15 protein-coding genes are annotated in these 19209 nt (G+C 69.3%); 11 read left to right on the forward strand and 4 right to left on the reverse strand.

From position 1 onward, the window contains the following. The first annotated feature begins 87 nt into the window (after window positions 1-87). On the forward strand, window positions 88-1173 hold the full coding sequence (locus SJY26_RS15865; RefSeq protein WP_396593944.1) for a CaiB/BaiF CoA transferase family protein: 1086 nt from the start codon (window positions 88-90) through the stop codon (window positions 1171-1173). Here SJY26_RS15865 and SJY26_RS15870 read toward each other — a convergent pair. Next, a complete protein-coding gene (locus SJY26_RS15870) occupies window positions 1155-2891 on the reverse strand; it encodes an ATP-binding protein (protein WP_396593945.1) in 1737 nt (578 codons plus the stop codon). The two genes, SJY26_RS15865 and SJY26_RS15870, sit on opposite strands and share 19 nt — an antisense overlap. A gap of 563 nt (window positions 2892-3454) precedes the next feature. Here SJY26_RS15870 and SJY26_RS15875 point away from each other — a divergent pair. Then, window positions 3455-5209: an autotransporter assembly complex family protein gene (locus SJY26_RS15875; RefSeq protein WP_396595789.1), complete on the forward strand. Its 1755-nt coding sequence runs from the start codon at window positions 3455-3457 to the stop codon at window positions 5207-5209. Then, window positions 5206-9447: a translocation/assembly module TamB domain-containing protein gene (locus SJY26_RS15880; RefSeq protein WP_396593946.1), complete on the forward strand. Its 4242-nt coding sequence runs from the start codon at window positions 5206-5208 to the stop codon at window positions 9445-9447. Before SJY26_RS15875 ends, SJY26_RS15880 begins: the two co-directional genes overlap by 4 nt. On the opposite strand, the gene SJY26_RS15885 is transcribed toward SJY26_RS15880, so the two are convergent. Then, window positions 9444-9971: a hypothetical protein gene (locus SJY26_RS15885; protein ID WP_396593947.1), complete on the reverse strand. Its 528-nt coding sequence runs from the start codon at window positions 9969-9971 to the stop codon at window positions 9444-9446. The genes SJY26_RS15880 and SJY26_RS15885 overlap by 4 nt on opposite strands. A 116-nt stretch (window positions 9972-10087) precedes the next feature. Between SJY26_RS15885 and SJY26_RS15890 the strand changes: the two genes are divergently transcribed. The 8 genes from SJY26_RS15890 to SJY26_RS15925 all read left to right on the forward strand — a co-directional run bounded on the left by SJY26_RS15890 (window position 10088) and on the right by SJY26_RS15925 (window position 17971). Beyond that, entirely contained in the window at window positions 10088-11338 is a 1251-nt protein-coding gene (locus tag SJY26_RS15890; RefSeq protein WP_396593948.1) for a hydrolase, read from the forward strand. 193 nt (window positions 11339-11531) lie between these two features. Further along, window positions 11532-12539, forward strand: coding sequence for an arginine N-succinyltransferase (locus tag SJY26_RS15895; RefSeq protein WP_396593949.1), 1008 nt, complete (start codon window positions 11532-11534; stop codon window positions 12537-12539). Window positions 12540-12546: 7 nt separating this feature from the next. After that, window positions 12547-14013 (forward strand): succinylglutamate-semialdehyde dehydrogenase, encoded by a 1467-nt coding sequence (gene astD / locus SJY26_RS15900; protein ID WP_396593950.1) that lies wholly within the window; start codon window positions 12547-12549, stop codon window positions 14011-14013. After that, window positions 14010-14366 (forward strand): hypothetical protein, encoded by a 357-nt coding sequence (locus tag SJY26_RS15905; RefSeq protein ID WP_396593951.1) that lies wholly within the window; start codon window positions 14010-14012, stop codon window positions 14364-14366. The genes astD and SJY26_RS15905 overlap by 4 nt, the downstream gene beginning before the upstream one ends. Further along, the gene (gene astB, locus SJY26_RS15910; protein WP_396593952.1) at window positions 14363-15694 is read left to right on the forward strand and encodes an N-succinylarginine dihydrolase; all 1332 of its coding nucleotides are present in this window, start codon (window positions 14363-14365) and stop codon (window positions 15692-15694) included. Before SJY26_RS15905 ends, astB begins: the two co-directional genes overlap by 4 nt. Before the next feature lie 14 nt (window positions 15695-15708). Further along, window positions 15709-16140: a hypothetical protein gene (locus tag SJY26_RS15915; protein WP_396593953.1), complete on the forward strand. Its 432-nt coding sequence runs from the start codon at window positions 15709-15711 to the stop codon at window positions 16138-16140. Beyond that, a complete protein-coding gene (locus tag SJY26_RS15920) occupies window positions 16137-16670 on the forward strand; it encodes a GNAT family N-acetyltransferase (RefSeq protein WP_396593954.1) in 534 nt (177 codons plus the stop codon). The genes SJY26_RS15915 and SJY26_RS15920 overlap by 4 nt, the downstream gene beginning before the upstream one ends. A gap of 11 nt (window positions 16671-16681) precedes the next feature. Continuing rightward, entirely contained in the window at window positions 16682-17971 is a 1290-nt protein-coding gene (locus SJY26_RS15925; protein ID WP_396593955.1) for an MFS transporter, read from the forward strand. Here the strand turns inward: SJY26_RS15925 and SJY26_RS15930 are convergent. Together SJY26_RS15930 and phhA are read right to left on the reverse strand one after the other, a co-directional pair. Then, window positions 17968-18315 (reverse strand): hypothetical protein, encoded by a 348-nt coding sequence (locus tag SJY26_RS15930; protein WP_396593956.1) that lies wholly within the window; start codon window positions 18313-18315, stop codon window positions 17968-17970. The genes SJY26_RS15925 and SJY26_RS15930 overlap by 4 nt on opposite strands. Next, window positions 18312-19187 carry a phenylalanine 4-monooxygenase gene (phhA, locus tag SJY26_RS15935; protein ID WP_396593957.1) on the reverse strand — a complete coding sequence of 292 codons (876 nt, stop codon included), beginning with the start codon at window positions 19185-19187 and terminating at the stop codon, window positions 18312-18314. Before phhA ends, SJY26_RS15930 begins: the two co-directional genes overlap by 4 nt. Window positions 19188-19209 lie beyond the last annotated feature (22 nt).

The following is a 19209-nucleotide window of genomic DNA, read 5'->3' on the forward strand; positions in this document are numbered from 1 at the left end:
GCGGTTGCGCCTTCTGGTTCATCACAGGCCCCGGGTCAAGACCCGTGTCCCGATCGATTCTTCTCAAGCAAGACGGCCCCCGACGACATGAAACCTCTTTCCGGCGTGCGCATCCTCGAGTTCGACGGGCTGGGGCCGGTCACCTTCGCGGGCATGGTGCTGGCCGATCTGGGGGCCGAGGTCGTGCGCCTGACCCGGTCCGATGGGGCGGGTGTCTTCGGCGATGTCGGCGGGGCGGTGCTGCACCGCGGCCGGGCGGCGGTGGCGGTCGATCTGAAGGCTTCGGCGGATCGCGAACGGGTGCTGGATCTGGTGGCGGCCGCCGATGCGGTCATCGAGGGGTTCCGCCCGGGCGTGCTGGAGCGGCTGGGGCTGGGGCCCGAGGCCTGTCTGGCCCGCAATCCCCGGCTGGTGTTCGGCCGGATCACCGGCTGGGGCCAGACCGGGCCGCTGGCGCAGACGGTCGGTCACGACCTGAACTACATCGCCCTGACCGGGGCGCTTCATGCGATGGGCGAGCCCGACCGGCCGCCGCGCCCGCCCCTGAATCTGGTCGGAGACTATGGCGGTGGGGCCATGCTGCTGGTCACGGGCGTGCTGGCGGCGGTGATCGAGGCCCGGACGACGGGTCGGGGCCGGGTCGTGGATGCCGCCATGACCGACGGGGTCGCCCTGCTGTCCAGCCTGTTCCTCGCCCTGTCGGCCAGCGGGCTGTGGTCGGATGCGCGCGGGAGCAACCTGCTGGACGGGGGGAGCCCCTTCTATCGCTGCTACACCTGTGCCGACGATCAGTTCGTCGCGGTCGGCGCGCTGGAGCCCCGGTTCTATGCCGCCCTGCTGCGGGGGCTCGGCGTCGACCCGGATAGCGCCACCCAGTTCCCGCCCAGCGGCTGGCCCGCCCTGCATGAGCGGTTCGAGGCGCTTTTCAGGGCCCGCACCCGCGATGATTGGGCCGACCATTTCGCCGGCACCGAGGCCTGTGTCACGCCGGTCCTGACCTTCGCGGAGGCGGCCGACCATCCGCACAACCGCGCGCGGGGCACCTTCGCCGGATCACCGGTCCAGCCGGCCCCGTCTCCCCGGTTCGACGGCGAGGCCGGGGCGATGGAGCCCGCGACGGCCCTGTCGCTGGACGCCGCCCTGGCCCTGTGGCGTCAGGCCGCCGCGCCCTGAGCCTCGTCCCGGGCCGCGCACGCCTCGGTCAGGGTGGCGGCCAGCAGCACCAGATCGATCGGCTTGGTCAGGAAGGCATGGACCCCCGTCTCGTCCCAGGCCGACCGGTGCACGTCCATGGCATTGGCGGTCAGGGCGATCAGGGGGGTGCGCTGGTTCAGCCCGCCGGCCCGGATCCGTTTGGTCGCTTCCAGCCCGTCCATGACCGGCATCTGCATGTCCATCAGGATGGCGTCGAAGCGCTGGGTGCGCGCCGCCTCGACCGCCTCGGCCCCGTTCTCGACCAGGACGATCCGGCAACCGTGCGGCTCCAGCAGCAGGGTCAGGATACGACGGTTCACGGCGTGGTCGTCGGCGGCGAGGATGACCCGCCCTTCCAGTCCGGCCTGGACCTCGGCCTTCCTGCGGGTTTGCGTCGTCTCTTGCGCCACGAACTCGACCGGCAGGCTGAGCGTGAAGGTCGAGCCCCGGCCCTCCACGCTTTCGGCCGTCAGGCTTCCGCCCATGATCTCGGCCAGCTTGCGGCTGATGGCGAGGCCGAGGCCGGTTCCGCCGAACTTGCGCGTGGTGCTGGCGTCGACCTGGGCGAAGCTGTCGAAGATGTGCACCAGCCGGGCGGACGGGATGCCGCACCCGGTGTCCACCACCGACACCACCAGCCGGCTGTCCGCCGCCTGCCACTCGACGAGGACGGTGATCGACCCGTCCTCGGTGAATTTGACCGCATTGGACAGCAGGTTGAACAGCATCTGCTGCAGCCGCAGGGGATCCGTACGGATGAAATCCGGCACATCGGGGTCGATCTGGATTTTCAGCCGGACCCCGTTGGCCGAGGCGCGCGGCTGCCACAGGCGGCCGAGCGACCCGAGCTTCTCGCGCAGGTCCATGACCGAGGATTCCAACTCCATCTTGCCGGCCTCGATCTTGGAGAAGTCGAGCACGTCGTTCAGCAGACCCACCAGCACATCGCCGGCGTCCAGCAGCATGGACACATGTTCCCGCTGCTCGCGGTCCAGCCGCGTCCGCCGCAGCAGATTGGCGGCCGAGATGACGGCATTCATCGGGGTCCGGATCTCGTGGCTGATGACGGCCAGGAAGTCCGACTTGGCAGCGCTCGCGACCTCGGCCTTGCGCCGTTCGACGCGGGCCTCGGTATTGGCGGCCTGAAGCGCCGTCGTCGTCATGGAACTCTGCCGGACCGTCACGACCAGATGCATCATGTACAGCACCCCGCCGACCGAGATGAGCAGCTCTTCCGGGCGCTGATCGACGACCGCACCCAGGACGGGGAGGCCGAGGAAATACAGGCTGTGGGGAATCACAGCGGAAAACAGCAGCGGCCGGACATGGTGCATGTGCAGGCTGACGTGCAGAAGCCCGCCCGCCACCTGGATGATGGCGAACAGACGCCCCGGCTCCCCGCCGGCGACCCAGAGCCAGGCCGCGATGCCGGAATAGACGATCACATTGATCGCGGCTGTGGCACAGAGCGCGACCTTGTATCGGGTTGTGGGTTCACGCGTGGGGTGCAGACGCAGGGGACGGAAAACGAACCAGTCGAGGACCTGGGTCGCCACCACCGCACCGAACCATGCCATGGGCCAGAACGACTGGGTCAGGAACCAGGCCGTGAGCGTGATGAAGGCCGCAAGGCCGATCCGCGTCTTCAATTCACGATGACGCACCTGGGCGACCATCGCATAGCCGTTCACCGTCATATCGGGTTTCCTTGCATTCTCCCGTTCTGCCAGAAAGAGACAAAGGATTGGTTGCCGACGATCCTCGGAACCGGCGTGACCGATACGCGTGAAGCCGCTATGGAACAGCCCGGTTCACGGCGCGTTTCGACGCCGACCTTCGGGGGAGACACCACATGAAACAGCTGATCTGGCTCGCGATGTTCGGCGCAGCGCTTGCCCTTGGGGGCTGTGAGGACCCGCAGGGGCCGGATCTTGAGACGGCCCCCGTGCCGATTGAGGCCGAATCCACTCCGGCAGCGGGGAATCAGGGCGTTCCCGCGACCGACCCGGGCGCGGCGACAGATCCTGTGCCCGCCGAACTCAACTCCAATCCCGCCCGGGGAACAGACGTCCGAACAGACGGTTCGACCCGAAAGCGAAACCCTGTTCTATTGAACGACCGCAAGGTCGGCGCGTTTCGATGGTTGAGGGGGCATCTACCACGCCGTGACCCCCCGTCGGGTCCCGCTCCACGGGATTTCAGTTTGACGTCAAGACTCCATCCCTTCTCGGTCGCTTCCGCTGTCGTGGCGGCACTTGTCATGGGCGGAGTGCCCCTGGCCTCCCCTGCCCGCGCGGATCCGCGGGCAGTCGTTCAGGGCGACCTGGAACCGGACCTGCGCGCCCTGCTCGTTCAGGCCATCGGAGAGGTCGACGGTCCGCCTTCGAACGGGTTCGAGGCCCGACGCCGCGCCGCGGCAGCCCGCGAGTCGGCCGAGGCCCTGCTACGGTCGGAAGGCTACTACCAGCCTGAGATCGAATCCGACGTCGAGGGCGAAGACAGTCCGGTTGCCGTGGTCCGGATTGCCCCGGGGCCACGCTTCGTGCTCACCGAGCCGCGGATCCGCTGGACCGCCCCCGAACCCGACGATGAGGTGATCCGGACCGCGCGGTCCGACATCGGGCTGGAGGCCGGCGAACCCGGGAGGGCAGCGGACGTCATCGCCGCCGAGGGCCGCATCATCGCCAGCCTGACCCGGCAGGGCTATCCCGATGCGTCCACCGAGCCGCGTCGCGTGGTTGTCGACCATGCGACGCAGACCGTGGCCCCGACCTACAACATCGACTCGGGGCCGCTGGTCCGGCTTGACGGCGTCAGACTGGAAACCCGTGGCCCCACCAATCCGGCCTGGGTCGCCGGTCTGGCCCCCTGGCAGGAGGGCGACCGCTATGATCCCGATCAGGTCGCCGAGCTGGAGCGGCGCCTTCTGGACACCGGGGTGTATGACGGGGTCTCCGTTGCCCTGACCCCGGAGGACCAGACGACGGCCGAGGGCAACCGCCCGATCATTGTCACTGTGACCGACCGTCCGCGCCGGATCCTCGAGGCTGGTGCCACCTTCTCGACCGCGGACGGCTCCGGCGTCGACGCGATCTGGACCTGGTACAACCGCTTCGGCCGCGCCGATACGCTGCGTTTCGAAGCCCGACTGGCGGATATCGACAGCCGGATCGGGGCTGACCTGTCCCTGCCCCACTGGCGTCAGCCCGGCCAGACCCTGGCCCTGCAGGCGGCGGCCGTGAACGAGGATACCGACGCCTATCGCAGGACCGCGGCGGTGCTCTCCGCCGACCTGCGTCGCAGGATCGGGAAGACCTCCTTCTACAGTTTCGGCGTGGGGCTGGACGCCGGCCGCTATGATGAGAACCGGTTTGATCCGGAGACCCAGGTCCCGATCAGCTCCAGCCGTGATCTCGCCATCCTGACGGGCCGGGGCAGTGCCTACCTGGACCAGTCCAACGATCCCTTGAACCCCACGACCGGATGGCGGGCGACACTCAATGTCCAGCCGACGGCCGTGACCGGTCAGGACACCATTCTCTTCATTCGCGCCGAGAGCCAGCTGACCGCCTACCTGCCTCTTCAGGAAGCCGCGAAGACGGTCGCCGCTGGCCGCGTGCGGCTCGGAACCATCGTGGGCGGGGGCGAGCTCAGCGTCCCTGCCGACCGGCTGTTTTACTCGGGTGGCGGCGGCTCTGTTCGCGGCTATGCCTATCAGGGGGTCGGCCCCCGATTGCCGGACAATACGCCGCGCGGCGGCCTGTCCCTCTTCGAGATCTCTGGCGAGGTGCGGCGCGACCTCGGGCGGAATTTCGGGGCCGTGGCCTTTGTCGATGCAGGGGCGATCGGCTTTGACGAGACGCCCGACTTTTCCAATCTGAGATACGCGGTCGGCGTCGGGGCCCGGTACAATCTGTCGTTCGGTCCCATCCGCGCCGACATCGCCTTCCCGCTGGACAAGCGTGAGGGCGACGCGGACTTCCAGGTCTACGTCAGCATCGGTCAGGCGTTTTGACAGAGCCGGCCCCGCACCCCGACCTGCCCGACACGCCCGCTGCCGCGGAAAAGCGTCAGCGCACGCGCCTTCAGCGGATTGTGTTTTTCGGCGGGCTCGGTCTGGTCGGCGTCGTCGCCCTGATCCTGGTCCTCGTCTTCGGCGGACGGATGTATCTCCTGACGGGTCCGGGCCGCGAGCTGGTCACCGGCTTCGTCACCGGCCAGAAGATCGGCCGCTACGGGCGCATCAATGTCGAGGGCCTGTCGGGCGATCTGTTCAACGATTTCACCCTGGATCGGGTGACGGTCACGGACGCGCAGGGAATCTGGCTGGATGCCCGGAACGTTCGCGTTGACTGGAACTACTGGCCTTTGGTGACACGCCGCTTCCATGCCACCGAGATCACGGCCGGATCGATCCGGCTGCTACGTCGGCCCGAGATCGAGCCGCCGGATGGCCAGCCATCGCGTCCGCTGCCGATCGGCATCGATATCGACCGCCTGACCGCGGACGTGGAACTGATGGAGGGCTTCTCCCGGGAGTATGGCCGTTGGCGGCTGACCGGCGAGGCCACCGTGCCCCGATCCGGGGACAGAACCGCGACCCTCAGCGCCTACAGCCTGAACCGACCGGGGGACTTCCTTCGTCTGGCGGCGACGCTCGGCGAGAAGCCGGAGGATCTCCGCCTCAATCTGCGGGCCAGTGAGGCCCGGGGCGGGCCCCTTGCCGGATCCCTCGGCTATTCAACCGATCAGCCCTTCGCCGCCAATGCCCTGGTCAATGGCGAGATCATCAATGCGACCGTCCGCACCGGCGAGTTCACGCCGCTGACCGTTCGCGGTCGCTATGGCCAGCAGGGTGCCCGCGTCTCCGGGTATTTCGACTTCAGTGGATCGGATCTGCTGGAACCGGTCGTCGAACGGATCGGACGCACCGCCCGCTTCGGCTTCGCCGCCATACCCAATCCCGAACAGGAGGATCTGCAGGGCGTCGCCTGGCGGTTGATCGCGGACAATCTGGAATCCAGTGCACAGGGCATGGTCGACCTCTCGGACCGCAGCGTTCCGGACGGGATGGCGCTGACGGTGTCGACCAACTCCTTGAGTCGGCTCGCGGGCGTGACGACCGCCGGGGCGGCCGGCTGGACCGGCCGCTTCAGCGGTGACGCGGACCGCTGGACCCTGGACGGCGATGTGCGTCTGACCAACGCGACCCTGGCCAGCTATCAGGCGGACACCATCACCGGCCCGCTCGACCTTGCGGCCGATGGCGGCCGCCTGACGCTGCGGGGCACCATCACCGCTGCCGGCGGCCGCGCCGACGGGGTGGTGGGAGCCCTTCTGGGGTCCGCGCCCCGGATCGGCTTCGAGGCCTCACGCCTCGCCGACGGTGCCCTTCTTCTGGAAGAGATCGACGCGCGTGGGGCCGCCCTGACCCTAACCGGCTCGGGCGGACGCGGCCTGACGGGGCGTCTCGGCTTCCGGGGCCGGGCCGAAATCACGGACATCGGACGACTCCGTCCGGGAGCGAGCGGCACGTTTGGAGGCCCCATCCAGGCCGCCTCGGCCCGCAGCGGCGCGCCCTGGACCCTGGCCTTCGATGGACGGGGCACGAACCTCGCCACGGGTATGGAGGAACTGGACCGCCTTCTGGGAGCCACGCCGCGCCTGCAACTGGCGGGGGGCCTCAATGACGGCCGGATCGCGATCGAGCAGGGCCGGCTCACCGGCTCCGCCGGAACCGCGTCGGCACGCGGGCTGATCGAGGCGGACGGCCGGCTGCGCCTGGCCCTCGACTGGGATGCCCGTGGGCCCTTCGGTGTGGGACCCGTGGCTATCGACGGTGCCATGACCGGAGACGGTGCCCTGACCGGGACCCTGGCAAGGCCGCGCGCCGATCTGACGGCCGCCTTCGACAGCATCGCAGCCGGTCCCCTGACCCTGACGGACGCCGACCTCGTGCTGAGCTTCCGCCGGGGCGAGGACTCGTCCGATGGACGGATCGTGCTCACGGCCGGCTCCAACTACGGTCCCGCGCGCGCGGCCGGGAACTTCTTTCTGGGCGGCTCCCGGATTCGTCTGAGCGAGGTGGATGTGAACGCCGGCGGTGTCGTGGCCCAGGGCGCGCTGGCCCTGGCCAACAACGCGCCCTCAAGCGCCGACCTGACCTTCTCGGCCCGCCCGGGGGCCTTCCTGGCCTCGGGTACCGCCGAGGGGCGCGTGCGCCTGACCGAGGGCGCGGGGAACGACACCGCCATCGTCGATGTCACAGGCCGCAACGTCCGGTTCGCCGGATCGGACTATGTCATCCGAACCCTCGCCCTGAACGGGCGCGGCACGCTCGCCCGCCTGCCCTTCACCCTGACGACCGATGTCGGAGGCGCGACCCCGCTGTCCTTCTCCGGATCCGGCGTCTACGCCCGGACCGGTCCGGCGCAGAGCGTCACGCTCGAGGGCTCGGGCAGTGTCCGGGACATCGATTTCGCCACCCGCAATCCCGCCGTGGTCGCCCTGTCCGGCGACGGACGTGTCGTCCGCGTGGATCTCTCGGTCGGCGGTGGCATGCTGATCGGCGAACTGCGCCAGGACTCCACCGCCGCCGTCCTCCAGGCCGACCTGACCAGCGTCGAACTGGGATCGATCGCGCCCGATCTGCGGGGGCGGGTCACCGGCCGGGTCTCCCTTCGCGGAGCCGGCGATGACCTGTCGGGATCCGCCAGTGTCAACCTGGCCCAGCTGCGGAGCCTCGACGCCCCGCGCGGCCTCTCGGTCAACGGCGCGGTCAACGCCACCCTCGTCAACAACACCCTGCGTCTCCAGGCCAACGCGGCCGGGACCGACGCCCTCACCGCCAGCGCCGACGTGACCTTGCCGGTCGAGGCTTCCGCCGCACCGCTCCGGCTGGCGATCGCCCGAACCCGGCCCATGTCGGGCGACGTCGTCGTCCGCGGCCAGATCCAGCCGATCTGGGATGTCTTCTTCGGCGGCGAACGGACCCTGGCCGGCCAGGTCGACGTCCGCGCCACCCTGGGCGGGACCCTCGCCGACCCCGCCCTGACCGGCCGGCTGGGTCTGGCCGAGGGGCAATTCCGCGACAATGCCGTCGGCCTGGTGCTGGACGATGTGGTCCTGGCCAGTCGCTTCGACGACGCCACGGCCCTGGTCGAGACGTTCACGGCCACCGATGATGCCGGCGGCACTGTGTCCGGTCGGGGTCGCATCGGCCTGCGGGAGGGATCCGGCTCCAGCTTCCAGCTGGCCCTGACGCGCTTCCGCATCATCGACAACGACATCGCCGAAGCCCGCGCCTCCGGCCCGCTCACCGTGGTGCGGGGTCCGGACGGCAACATCCGGCTGGCCGGAGAGATCGACATCGACGAGGCCCGGATCGAGGCCAATCCGCCCGGCTCCAGCGGAGTCGTCGGCATGGACGTCGTCGAGATCAACCGCCCCGGGGGTGATCCGGTCGCCACCGACGAGGCCGGCCCCAGCCGCGGCCCCCAGATCGGTCTCGACATCCGGCTGCGCTCGCGCGGCGGCAATGTTCAGGTGGCCGGGCGCGGTCTGAACGTGATGCTCAACGTCAACGCCCGCGTCACCGGGACGGTGGCCCAGCCGATCCTGGGGGGTACCGCCAGCGTGGTGCGCGGCGACTACGACTTCGCCGGCAAGCGCTTCGTCTTCGATGACCAGGGCACGGTCACCCTGTCGACCGATCCCGAGCGCATTCGCCTGAACCTGTCGGCCGTCCGTGAGGACCCGGCCCTGACGGCGACGATCCGGGTGACGGGAACGGCCGCCCGTCCGGAGATCCTGCTGACCTCGACGCCCGCCCTGCCGCAGGATGAAATCCTGTCCCAGGTCCTGTTCGGCCGCTCGGCGTCCCAGCTGTCCCCGTTCGAAGCCGCCCAGCTGGCGGCGGGCGTAGCCTCCCTCGCGGGCGGCGGCGGGTTCGATGTGATCGGCAACCTGCGCGAGCTGGCCGGGCTGGACCGGCTGTCCTTCGGCGGCGAGGCCTCGGCCCTGACCGTCGCGGGTGGCCGCTACATCACCGATGACGTCTATCTGGAGATCATCGGCGGCGGCGAAGGCGGGGCGGCCGTCAATGTGGAATGGCAGGTCCGCCGCAATCTCGCGATCAGCTCGGAGTTCGGCGGTCAGGGCGACGCCACCCTGTCCATCCGCTGGCGCCGACAATCCCGTGTCCCCGGCACCGGGGCGCAGGATCGCCGGCCCAACCGGTCGGTGCCCGATTAGCGGGCCTGCTCCATCTGGATCCGGTCCAGCCGGCTGATGCCCCTCAGTCCGGCAGCATGCAGCACCAGCTGGACCACCAGAATCACCACCGACAGCGCGATCTGCCAGATCGGCGTTGTCGGAACGTCGGGCATGAGGCCGGCCATCAGGGGCGTGATCGCCGCCGAGGCCAGACCCAGGGCAATCAGGACCATGAACAGGATGGCGATGAATTTGCCGGGCGATCGCCACTGCACCACCCCGAGGATCAGCTGGATCACCACCATGGCCGCTCCGCCCCAGATTGCGGCCTGGGTGGCGACGGCGGCGCCTGCGGCTGCGGCGTCGGTATCGCCCTGGGTCGTGGATGCGGCCGCAGCGGCCTCTGCAATGGCTCCTGGATTGGCCAAGGTCCAAGCCACGCTGACCAGTCCCACGGCCACGCCGATGAAGATGGAAATCGCGCTGGCCCTGGCCGCGCGTTCGGCCTCGGCCTCGGTCGTGATCGCGCTGGTCGGATTGATCGCCTTGATCCAGTCAGACATCTGCAAGCTCCCGTTGTGACAACTGTCCTTTACATGGATCGCCGCCCCTTTTCAACGTGCGGCCCGCCCCCGGACACGGGGTTCACCTTTGCTGCGGGTCCGGCTAGGGTCCCGCGATGCGGATTCTCCCACAGGATCAGGCCGCCCTCGACCTGGTCGGGCGGGGGGCGTCGGTCCTCGTTGATCGCGCGGTCGACTGGGCCCAGGTCAACTCGGGCAGCGACAACGCCGACGGTCTGAACGCCATGCTCGACCGGCTGGACGCGGAGACCCGACGCCTCCCTGCCGAGGTCGAGCGCATTCCCACCGCCGGTTTCTCCACCGTCGGCGACGACGGCACCCTGCGGCCCCAGTCCCGGGCCGACGCCCTCAGGATCACGGCCCGGCCGGAGGCTCCCATCCAGGTCGTCCTGACCGGTCACTACGATACCGTCTATCCCGCCGACAGCCCCTTCCAGACCGTGACCGCGCGCCCCGACGGGGCCCTGAACGGCCCGGGCATCGCTGACATGAAGGGGGGCATCTCGGTCATGCTGGGCGCGCTCGCCGCCTTCGAGACCCACCCGGAGCGCGAGCGGGTCGGCTGGACCGTGCTGCTGTCCCCGGACGAGGAGATCGGCTCACCCGCCTCGGCTCCCCTGCTGGCGGAGCTCGGCGCACGCGGCCATGTCGGCATGACCTACGAGCCGGCGCTGGCCGATGGCACCCTGGCCGGGGCGCGCAAGGGCAGTGGCAACTTTCATCTGATCGTCACCGGCCGCGCCGCCCATGCCGGCCGCGCCTTCCACGAGGGGGCCAATGCTGTGGCCGGGGCCGCCGTCCTCGCCGCCGCCCTGCATGCCCTGAACGGCCAGCGCGACGGCGTCACAGTCAATGTCGCCCGCATCGCCGGGGGCGGTCCCCTGAACGTCGTGGCCGACAATGCTGTGGTCCGCTTCAACGTCCGCGTCCCCGATCTGGACGCCGCAGACTGGATCACGGTCGAGCTGGCCGCCCTCGCCGCATCTCCGCCGTTCGAGGGGCTGACGCTGGATCTGCACGGCGGCTTCACCCGTCCGCCCAAGCCCATGGACGCAGCACAGACCGCCCTGTTCGAGGCCGTCCGCGAGACCGGAGCCCTGCTGGGCCAGACGATCGCCTGGTCCCCCTCCGGCGGGGTCTGCGAAGGCAACAACCTGCACGCCGCCGGCCTGCCCAATATCGATACCCTGGGCGTTCGCGGCGGACTGATCCACTCGCCGGACGAGTTCGCGTGGCCGGACAGTTTCGTGGAGCGGGCGCAGCTGTCGACCCTGATGCTGTGCAAGATCGCCTCGGGCGAGATCGATGCCGAACGGCTCAAGCGCCTGCGTCTGGAGACGATGTGATGCGCTCGCTTTCGTCATTCCGGGCGCAGCGAAGCGTAGACCCGGAACAGGGCGGCGCGCGAGAGCGCGAACCTGCCGCACACGCATTCGCTGAACCATTTCGCTTGCGCTTCGCTCCAGCGCCGCCCTGTTCCGGGTCTACGGCGCTCCGCGCCTTCGCCCGGAATGACGAAAGAAGAGAGGGGCGCTGCTGATGCTCGTCGTCCGCCCCGCCGGCCCTGCCGACCTCGACCATCTGCTGGAGCTGGCCATCCTGTCCGGGCCCGGCTTCACCAGCCTCCCCGAAGACCCAGACCAGCTCTCCGAACGCCTCGACGTCAGCCGTGACAGCTTCACCGGCCAGCTCCCCGTGCAGGAGCGGTGGTACACCTTGATGATGGAGGAGACCGACACCGGCGACGTCGACGGCATAGCCAGCGTCAAGGCCACGGTCGGCCTCAAACGCCCGTTCTTCTCCTTCCGGATCGCCAACAACCCGGCCCAGTCGCCATCGCTGGGCCTCCGGCTGGATCACCAGACCCTGACGCTGGTCAACGAATGCTCCGGATGGACCGAAGTCGGTTCCCTCTTCCTCAAGGCCGACCGGAGAAAGGGCGGGGCCGGCCGCCTGCTCAGCCAGTCGCGCTACATGCTGATCGGGGCCCAGCCCGACCTGTTCGCCGAGACCGTGCTGGCTGAGTTGCGGGGCGTTTTCACACCTGACGGGGCCTGCCCCTTCTGGGACCATGTGGCGCACAAATTCTTCCCGATGGACTTCGACCAGGCCGACCTGATGACCGGTTCGACCGACAAGCAGTTCATCCTCGACCTGGCCCCGCGCCACCCCATCTATGTCGAGCTGCTGCCCGAGCCTGCCCGCGCCGTCATCGGCAAGGTCCATCCCCAGGGCGTCGCGGCCATGGCCCTGCTGGAAAGCGAGGGCTTCCGTCCCAACGGTCTGGTCGATATCTTCGACGCCGGGCCGACCGTGACCTGCCCGCGGGATCACATCCGCACCGTCCGCGACGCGCGCCGGCTCACGGTCATTCTGGCCGATGAGGTCGAGGCCGAGCTGCCGTCGCTGGTGTCGACCGACAGCGTGTCGTCGTTCCGCGCCCTGCGGGCCCGGGCGGCGATCGACGGCGACACCGTCCAGCTGACTACCGAGGTCGCCGATGGCCTGAAGGTCCGGGCGGGCGATACCGTCCGCGTGAAATCGTGAGGCCCTGATGACCGACGGCAAACTCTTCATCGACGGCCAGTGGTCCGACGGCTCCGGCGACGGTTTCGTCTCCATCGACCCGGCGACCGGTGCCTCCGTCTGGCGCGGTAACGAAGCCTCGGCCAAACAGGTCGGCACCGCCGTGGAGGCCGCCCGCGCCGCCTTCCCCGACTGGGCCGACCGGCCGCGCGCCGACCGCATCGAGGCGATGAAACGCTATCAGGCCGCGCTGAAAGCCCGTGCCCCCGCCTTCGCCGAGGCCATCTCCCGCGAAACCGGCAAGGCCCTGTGGGAGACTACCGCCGAGCTGGGTTCCATGGCCGGCAAGGTCGACCTGTCCATCCGCGCCTATGACGAGCGCACCGGCGAACGCACCGCCGAAACTGCCTTCGGCCACGCCACCCTGCGCCACCGCCCGCACGGCGTGGCGGCGGTGCTGGGGCCGTTCAACTTCCCCGGCCACCTGCCCAACGGCCACATCGTCCCCGCGCTGCTGGCGGGCGACACTGTGGTGTTCAAGCCGTCGGAGGAGACGCCCCACACCGGCCAGCTGATGGCCGAATGCCTGCAGGAGGCCGACCTTCCCGCCGGCGTCTTCAACCTGGTCCAGGGCGGCCGCGACGTCGGGGCCGCCCTGCTGGACCAGCCGATCGACGCCCTGATGTTCACCGGCTCCGGCGCGGCCGGGGCCCATTTCCGCAGGAAGTTCGCCGAGGATCCCCACGTCATCCTGGCGCTGGAGCTGGGCGGCAACAATCCGCTCGTTGTCTGGGACACCTCGGATGCCCAGGCCGTCGCCGGCCTCGTCGTCCAGTCCGCCTTCGTCACCACCGGCCAGCGCTGCTCCTGCGCCCGCCGCCTGATCGTGCCCGAGGGCCCGGCTGGTGACGCTATCGTCGAGGCCGTCGACGCCCTGGTCGCGCGCCTGATCTTCGCCCCCTGGGACTCGACGCCCGAACCCTATGGCGGCCCCCTGATCTCGCGGCGCGCCGCCGAACAGGCCCTCGCCGCCCTGCAGCAGCGCATCGACATGGGGGCCAGGGTCATCCGCGCCTCCGGACCCGTGGACAACCTGCCCGCCGCTTTCGTGAAGCCCGCGATCCTCGACGTCACCGGAATCGACGTCCCCGACGAGGAGATGTTCGCCCCCTTCCTGTCGGTCACCCGCGTCCCGACCTTCGAGGCCGCCATCGCCGCCGCCAACGCCACCCGCTACGGCCTCAGCGCCGGTCTGGTCAGCGACAACCCCGCGCACTGGGACCATTTCATCCGCCGCATCCGCGCCGGCGTCGTCAACTTCAACCGCCCCACCACCGGCGCCGCCGGCGACATGCCCTTCGGCGGCCTCGGCGCCAGCGGCAACCACCGGCCGTCAGCATATTACGCCGCCGACTACTGCGCCTATCCGGTCACCAGCTTCGAGGCGGGGGCGGTCAAGAATATCGAGGGCGAGATCAAGGGGCTGAGGGCGTGATCCTCGGCGTCGGAAATGCTCGGCGTATCGGCCCACCGACAATCGCGGAAAGGATCGCTGATCCGCTGCGCTTTGCCGCCATAGTGACTGCACTGCTTGTGGTGGAGTCTGCCTTCGTGACGTGGGTGAAGACCTGGGGAGATCGGCTCAGCTCCGGCGGCTATCTTCAAATGGGGTGCATAATCTTCGCCCTCCAACTTGCGGTCATCGTCGTTTTCAGCCTCCCGGGACCAGGTAGGGGCAAGTCGATTGCCCTCGGTGTGGTTGGGGGAATCCTGGTTGCCATGGTCTGGTTCGTGGTTATGCCGCTTGTGGCTGCATCGGGTGCCGTCATCGTTCCGGTGAGGTCATGACCGCCATCGAAGCCAACGCCGACGGCCTGATCGGCCCGACCCATTCCTACGCCGGGCTCAGCCCCGGCAACCTCGCCTCCAGCCTGAACCGGGGCGAGCCGTCCAACCCCCGCGCCGCCGTCCTGCAGGGCCTCGACAAGATGAAGCGGCTCGCCGACCTCGGCCTGCCCCAGTTCGTCCTGCCCCCGCACGAGCGGCCTGACATCGGATTCCTGCGCAGCCTTGGGTTCACCGGCTCCGACGCCCGGGTGCTGGAACAGGCCTGGAAGGACGCCCCCAGCTTCGCCGCCGCCGCCTGTTCGGCCAGCCCGATGTGGGCGGCCAATGCGGCCACCGTGACGCCCAGCGCCGACAGCGCCGACGGCCGGGTCCACTTCACCCCCGCCAACCTGCACACCAACCTGCACCGCTCGCTCGAGCACGGCCAGACAAAGCCCGCCTTGGCCGCCCTCTTCCCGGACGCTGCGCATTTTGTCGTCCACGACGCCTTGCCGGCAGTGGGCCATCTGGCCGATGAGGGCGCCGCCAACCACGTCCGCCTGTGCGCCGAGCATGGCGCGCCCGGCGTCAACCTGCTGGTCTGGGGGCGCGATGCCTTCGAGGCCTGGGACGGCCCCTACCCCGCCCGCCAGACGCGTCAGGCCTCCGAGGCCGTCGCCCGCCGCCACGCCGCGTCCGGCGTCGTCCTCGCCCAACAGTCGCGCGCCGCCATCGCCGGCGGCACCTTCCACAATGACGTCGTCTGCGTCGGGGCCTTCGACACCCTGTTCCACCACGAACTCGCCTTCGAGGACACCGCCGCAACCCACGCCGCCATCCGCGCGGCCGCGACCCGCTTCGAGCCGATCTTCGTCGAGGTCTCGTCCGCCGACCTGCCCCTCGCCGACGCCATCTCCAGCTATCTGTTCAACTCCATGCTGGTGCAGATCCCGGGCGAGGACCGCCTGACCCTGATCTGCCCGACCGAGACCCGCGACACCCCCCGCGCCCACGCGGTCGCGCAAGGCCTGACCGCGTCCAACGGCCCCATCGGCCGGGTCGAATACGTCGACGTCCGCCAGTCGATGCGCAACGGCGGCGGCCCCGCCTGCCTGCGCCTGCGCGTTGTCCTGACCGGGGCCGAGCTGGTCGCCACCAACCCCGCCATGCGCCTGACCGACGCCCTGCACGCCCGTCTGTCGCAGTGGGCCAACCGCTGGTACCGCGACACCCTGACCCCCGCCGACCTCGCCGACCCCGCCCTGATCGCCGAGACGCGCGGGGCGCTGGACGAACTCACGGCCATACTTAAGCTTGGGAGCGACTTCTACCCCTTCCAGCGCACCTGATCGGACCTCCCCCCATGCAGAACCCGGTCCTCGTCGCCGGCGGCGTCCTCAGCGCCGCCGCATCCCTGCTGCATCTCGCGGTGATCGCTGGCGGACCGTCGTGGTACCGGTTCTTCGGCGCGGGCGAGGGCATGGCGCGCATGGCCGAGCGCGGCGCGGTGACGCCGACCCTGATCACCATGGGCATCGCGGCCGTTGTGGCGATCTGGGCGGCCTACGCCTTTTCCGGTGCCGGCCTCATTCCGCGTCTTCCGCTGATGCGTACGGCACTGGTGCTGATCTCGGCCGTCTATCTGTTGCGTGGACTGCTTTTGATCCCCGCCTTCCTGTTCAATCCGGGCGCGGTTACGCCCTTCGTGCTGTGGAGCTCGCTGATCGTGCTGGTCTATGGTGTCTGTTACGCTGCCGGCACCTCGATCGCCTGGCCAGCCCTGTCAGCGCGATGAACCTGACCCACCGCCTCGCCACCGAGGCCGATATCCCTGTGCTGGTCGCCCTGATGGACCTCGCCATCTCCGGCCCGCTCGCCGCCTTCCTGACACCCGATCAGATCGCGGCCAGCCGGGTGCTGATGGGGCTGGACAGCCAGATCATTGCCGACCGCACCTATATCATCGTCGAGGCGGACGGGGTTCTGGCCGGCTGCGGGGGCTGGAGCCGGCGGATCACGGCCTATGGCGGCGACCACACCCCCGGCCGGGTGCCCGCGCCTCTCACCCCCGGCGTCGACGCCGCCCGGGTGCGCGCCATGTACACCCACCCCGACTTCCTGCGCCGCGGCATCGGCCGGATGATCCTGGACCTGTGCGAGACCGCCGCCCGCGACGCCGGCTACGACCGGGTCGAGCTGGTCGCCACGCTGGGCGGCGAGCCGCTGTACCGTTCCTCCGGCTATGTCGAACTGGAGCGGTTCGAGGACGACCGGGGCGGCGTGCCCGTCCCCTTGATCCGGATGGGCAAGCCGCTGGCCGGCTGATACGCAAGCGTATGACCGACACCGCCATGACCCCCGCCCGTCGCCTCCGGAACATCGTCGGCGGCTCGGCCGGCAATCTGGTCGAGTGGTTCGACTGGTTCGCCTATGCCGCCTTCACGGTCTATTTCGCCCCGGTCTTCTTCCCGGCCGGCGAGCCGACGGCCCAGCTGCTCAGCACCGCCGCCATCTTCGCCGTGGGCTTCCTGATGCGGCCGGTCGGGGCCTGGGTCATGGGCGTCTACTCCGACCGCAAGGGGCGCAAGGCCGGCCTGACCCTGTCGGTCAGCCTGATGTGCGCCGGCTCGCTGCTGATCGCCTGCACGCCCGGCTATGCCACCATCGGCCTGGCCGCCCCCGCCCTGCTGCTGCTCGCCCGGATGATGCAGGGCCTCAGCGTCGGCGGCGAATACGGCTCCAGCGCCACCTACCTGTCCGAGATGGCCACAGCGAAACACCGCGGCTTCTGGTCCAGCTTCCAGTACGTCACCCTGATCTCGGGCCAGCTTCTGGCCCTGATGCTGCTGATCGTCCTGCAGCGGACCCTGGGCGAGGCGGCCCTGTCCAACTGGGCCTGGCGCATCCCCTTCTTCGTCGGGGCGGGGCTGGCGGTCGTGGTGTTCTGGCTGCGTCGCGGCCTCGACGAAACCCGCGCCTTCAACGACCCGGCCACCCGCGCCGCCCCGAAGTCCAGCGCGCTGGAGCTGGTGCTGCGCCACCCGAAGGAGGCGCTGATCGTCATCGGCCTGACCGCCGGCGGCACCCTCGCCTTCTACACCTACACGACCTACCTGCAGAAATTCCTGACCAACACCTCGGGCTTCTCCAAGGCCCAGGCGACCGAGATCAGCGCCGCCGCCCTGTTCCTGTTCATGCTGCTGCAGCCCGCCGTCGGGGCCCTGTCGGACCGGATCGGCAGGAAGCCGGTGATGATCACCTTCGGCATCCTGGGGGTTTTCTGCACCGTGCCGATCATGAGCGCGCTCGCCGTCACGACCGATGCCCTGACCGCCTTCGCCCTGTCCCTGTCGGCGCTGGTGATCGTGTCGGGCTACACCGCCATCAACGCCGTGGTGAAGGCCGAGCTCTTCCCCGCCCACATCCGCGCCCTGGGCGTCGCCCTGCCCTACGCCCTCGCCAATGCCGTCTTCGGCGGCACCGCCGAATACGTCGCCCTGTGGTTCAAGCTGGACGGCCGCGAGAGCCTGTATTTTTGGTACGTCACCGGCATGATCGGGGTGTCGCTGATCACCTATGTGCTGATGCGCGATACCCGGACCCGAAGCCTGATCCTCGAGGACTAGGCTTCCGGCACAGCGGGGGGCGGCGAGACCGGCCCGGCCGGGCCACCCGGTGCCGTGGCAGCCGTCGCAGGCTCGTCCTCAGGCACATAGACCACCCGACAATCGCCCTCGACCGTGGTGTAGCGATCGTTGGCGGCATCGACAAAGGCGATACGCCCGCCGTCGTCATACTCGACCTTGCCGGTCGAGCGCCCGGAGAAGGTCTCGGTGCCATAGGTCCAGCAGGTGATGTCTGCGGGCTGGTCCCCGAAGGTGGCGGCGTTTCGGGCGCGCTTGGCCTCGGTGCAAGCAGTAGCCGCCAGCGCGATCCCCGCGAGGACGAACAGGGTGGTCGCACGTCTCATGCTGCAAATCTCCCGCCCTTGCGGGCATAGGCCTGGGTGCCCGGGGTGATGACCCGGTCATAGGGCTGGATCGTCTCGATGCCGATGTCGGACTGGCCCTTCAGCCGGTCGTAGATCGGACCGAAGTCCTCCAGCGTCGCGTCATTCAGCGCCTCGATCGAGGGGATGACAAAATACACCTGCTGGAAGTCGTCGATCCGGTAGTCGGTGCGCATGATCCGCTCCAGATCGAACGCGATCCGGTTGGGCGACGGGTCCTCGACCGCGAACACGCTTTCGGAGGCCGAGGACACGATCCCGGCCCCGTAGATGCGCAGGCCCTCGCCCTGGTCGATCAGGCCGAACTCGACCGTGTACCAGTACAGCCGCGCCAGGTTCTTCAGCATGCCCAGCGACTGGGCTCGCTGCCCGCCCTTGCCATAGGCCTGCATATAGTCGGCGAAATCCGGGTCGGTCAGCATGGGGACGTGGCCGAACACATCGTGGAAGATGTCCGGCTCCTGCAGATAGTCCAGCTGGTCCGGCCTGCGGATGAACTGTCCCGAGGGGAAGCGCCGGTTGGCCAGATGGTCGAAGAACACCTCATCCGGCACCAGCCCCGGGACGCACACCACGGTCCAGCCGGTCAGGGCCTTCAGTTTCGGGTTCATCAGGGCGAAGTCAGGAATGCCGCCCGTGTTCAGGTCCAGCGCCGCGAGGCCCTTCAGGAACACCTCCGATGCCCGCCCGGGCAGGATCTTCATCTGCCGGGCATACAGGGTGTCCCAGGTGTCGTGCTCGACCTGACTATAGGCGCGCCAGTTCTGCGAGATCGTCCAGTCGGCCGCCGCGCCTTCCGGCGGGGTTTGAAAGACATGTTCGAAATCAGCCATCACGCGCTCCTTGTGGGCCCAG

It is taken from the genome of Brevundimonas sp. R86498 (genome assembly GCF_044598075.1).
In the GTDB taxonomy this organism is placed as follows: Bacteria; Pseudomonadota; Alphaproteobacteria; order Caulobacterales; family Caulobacteraceae; genus Brevundimonas.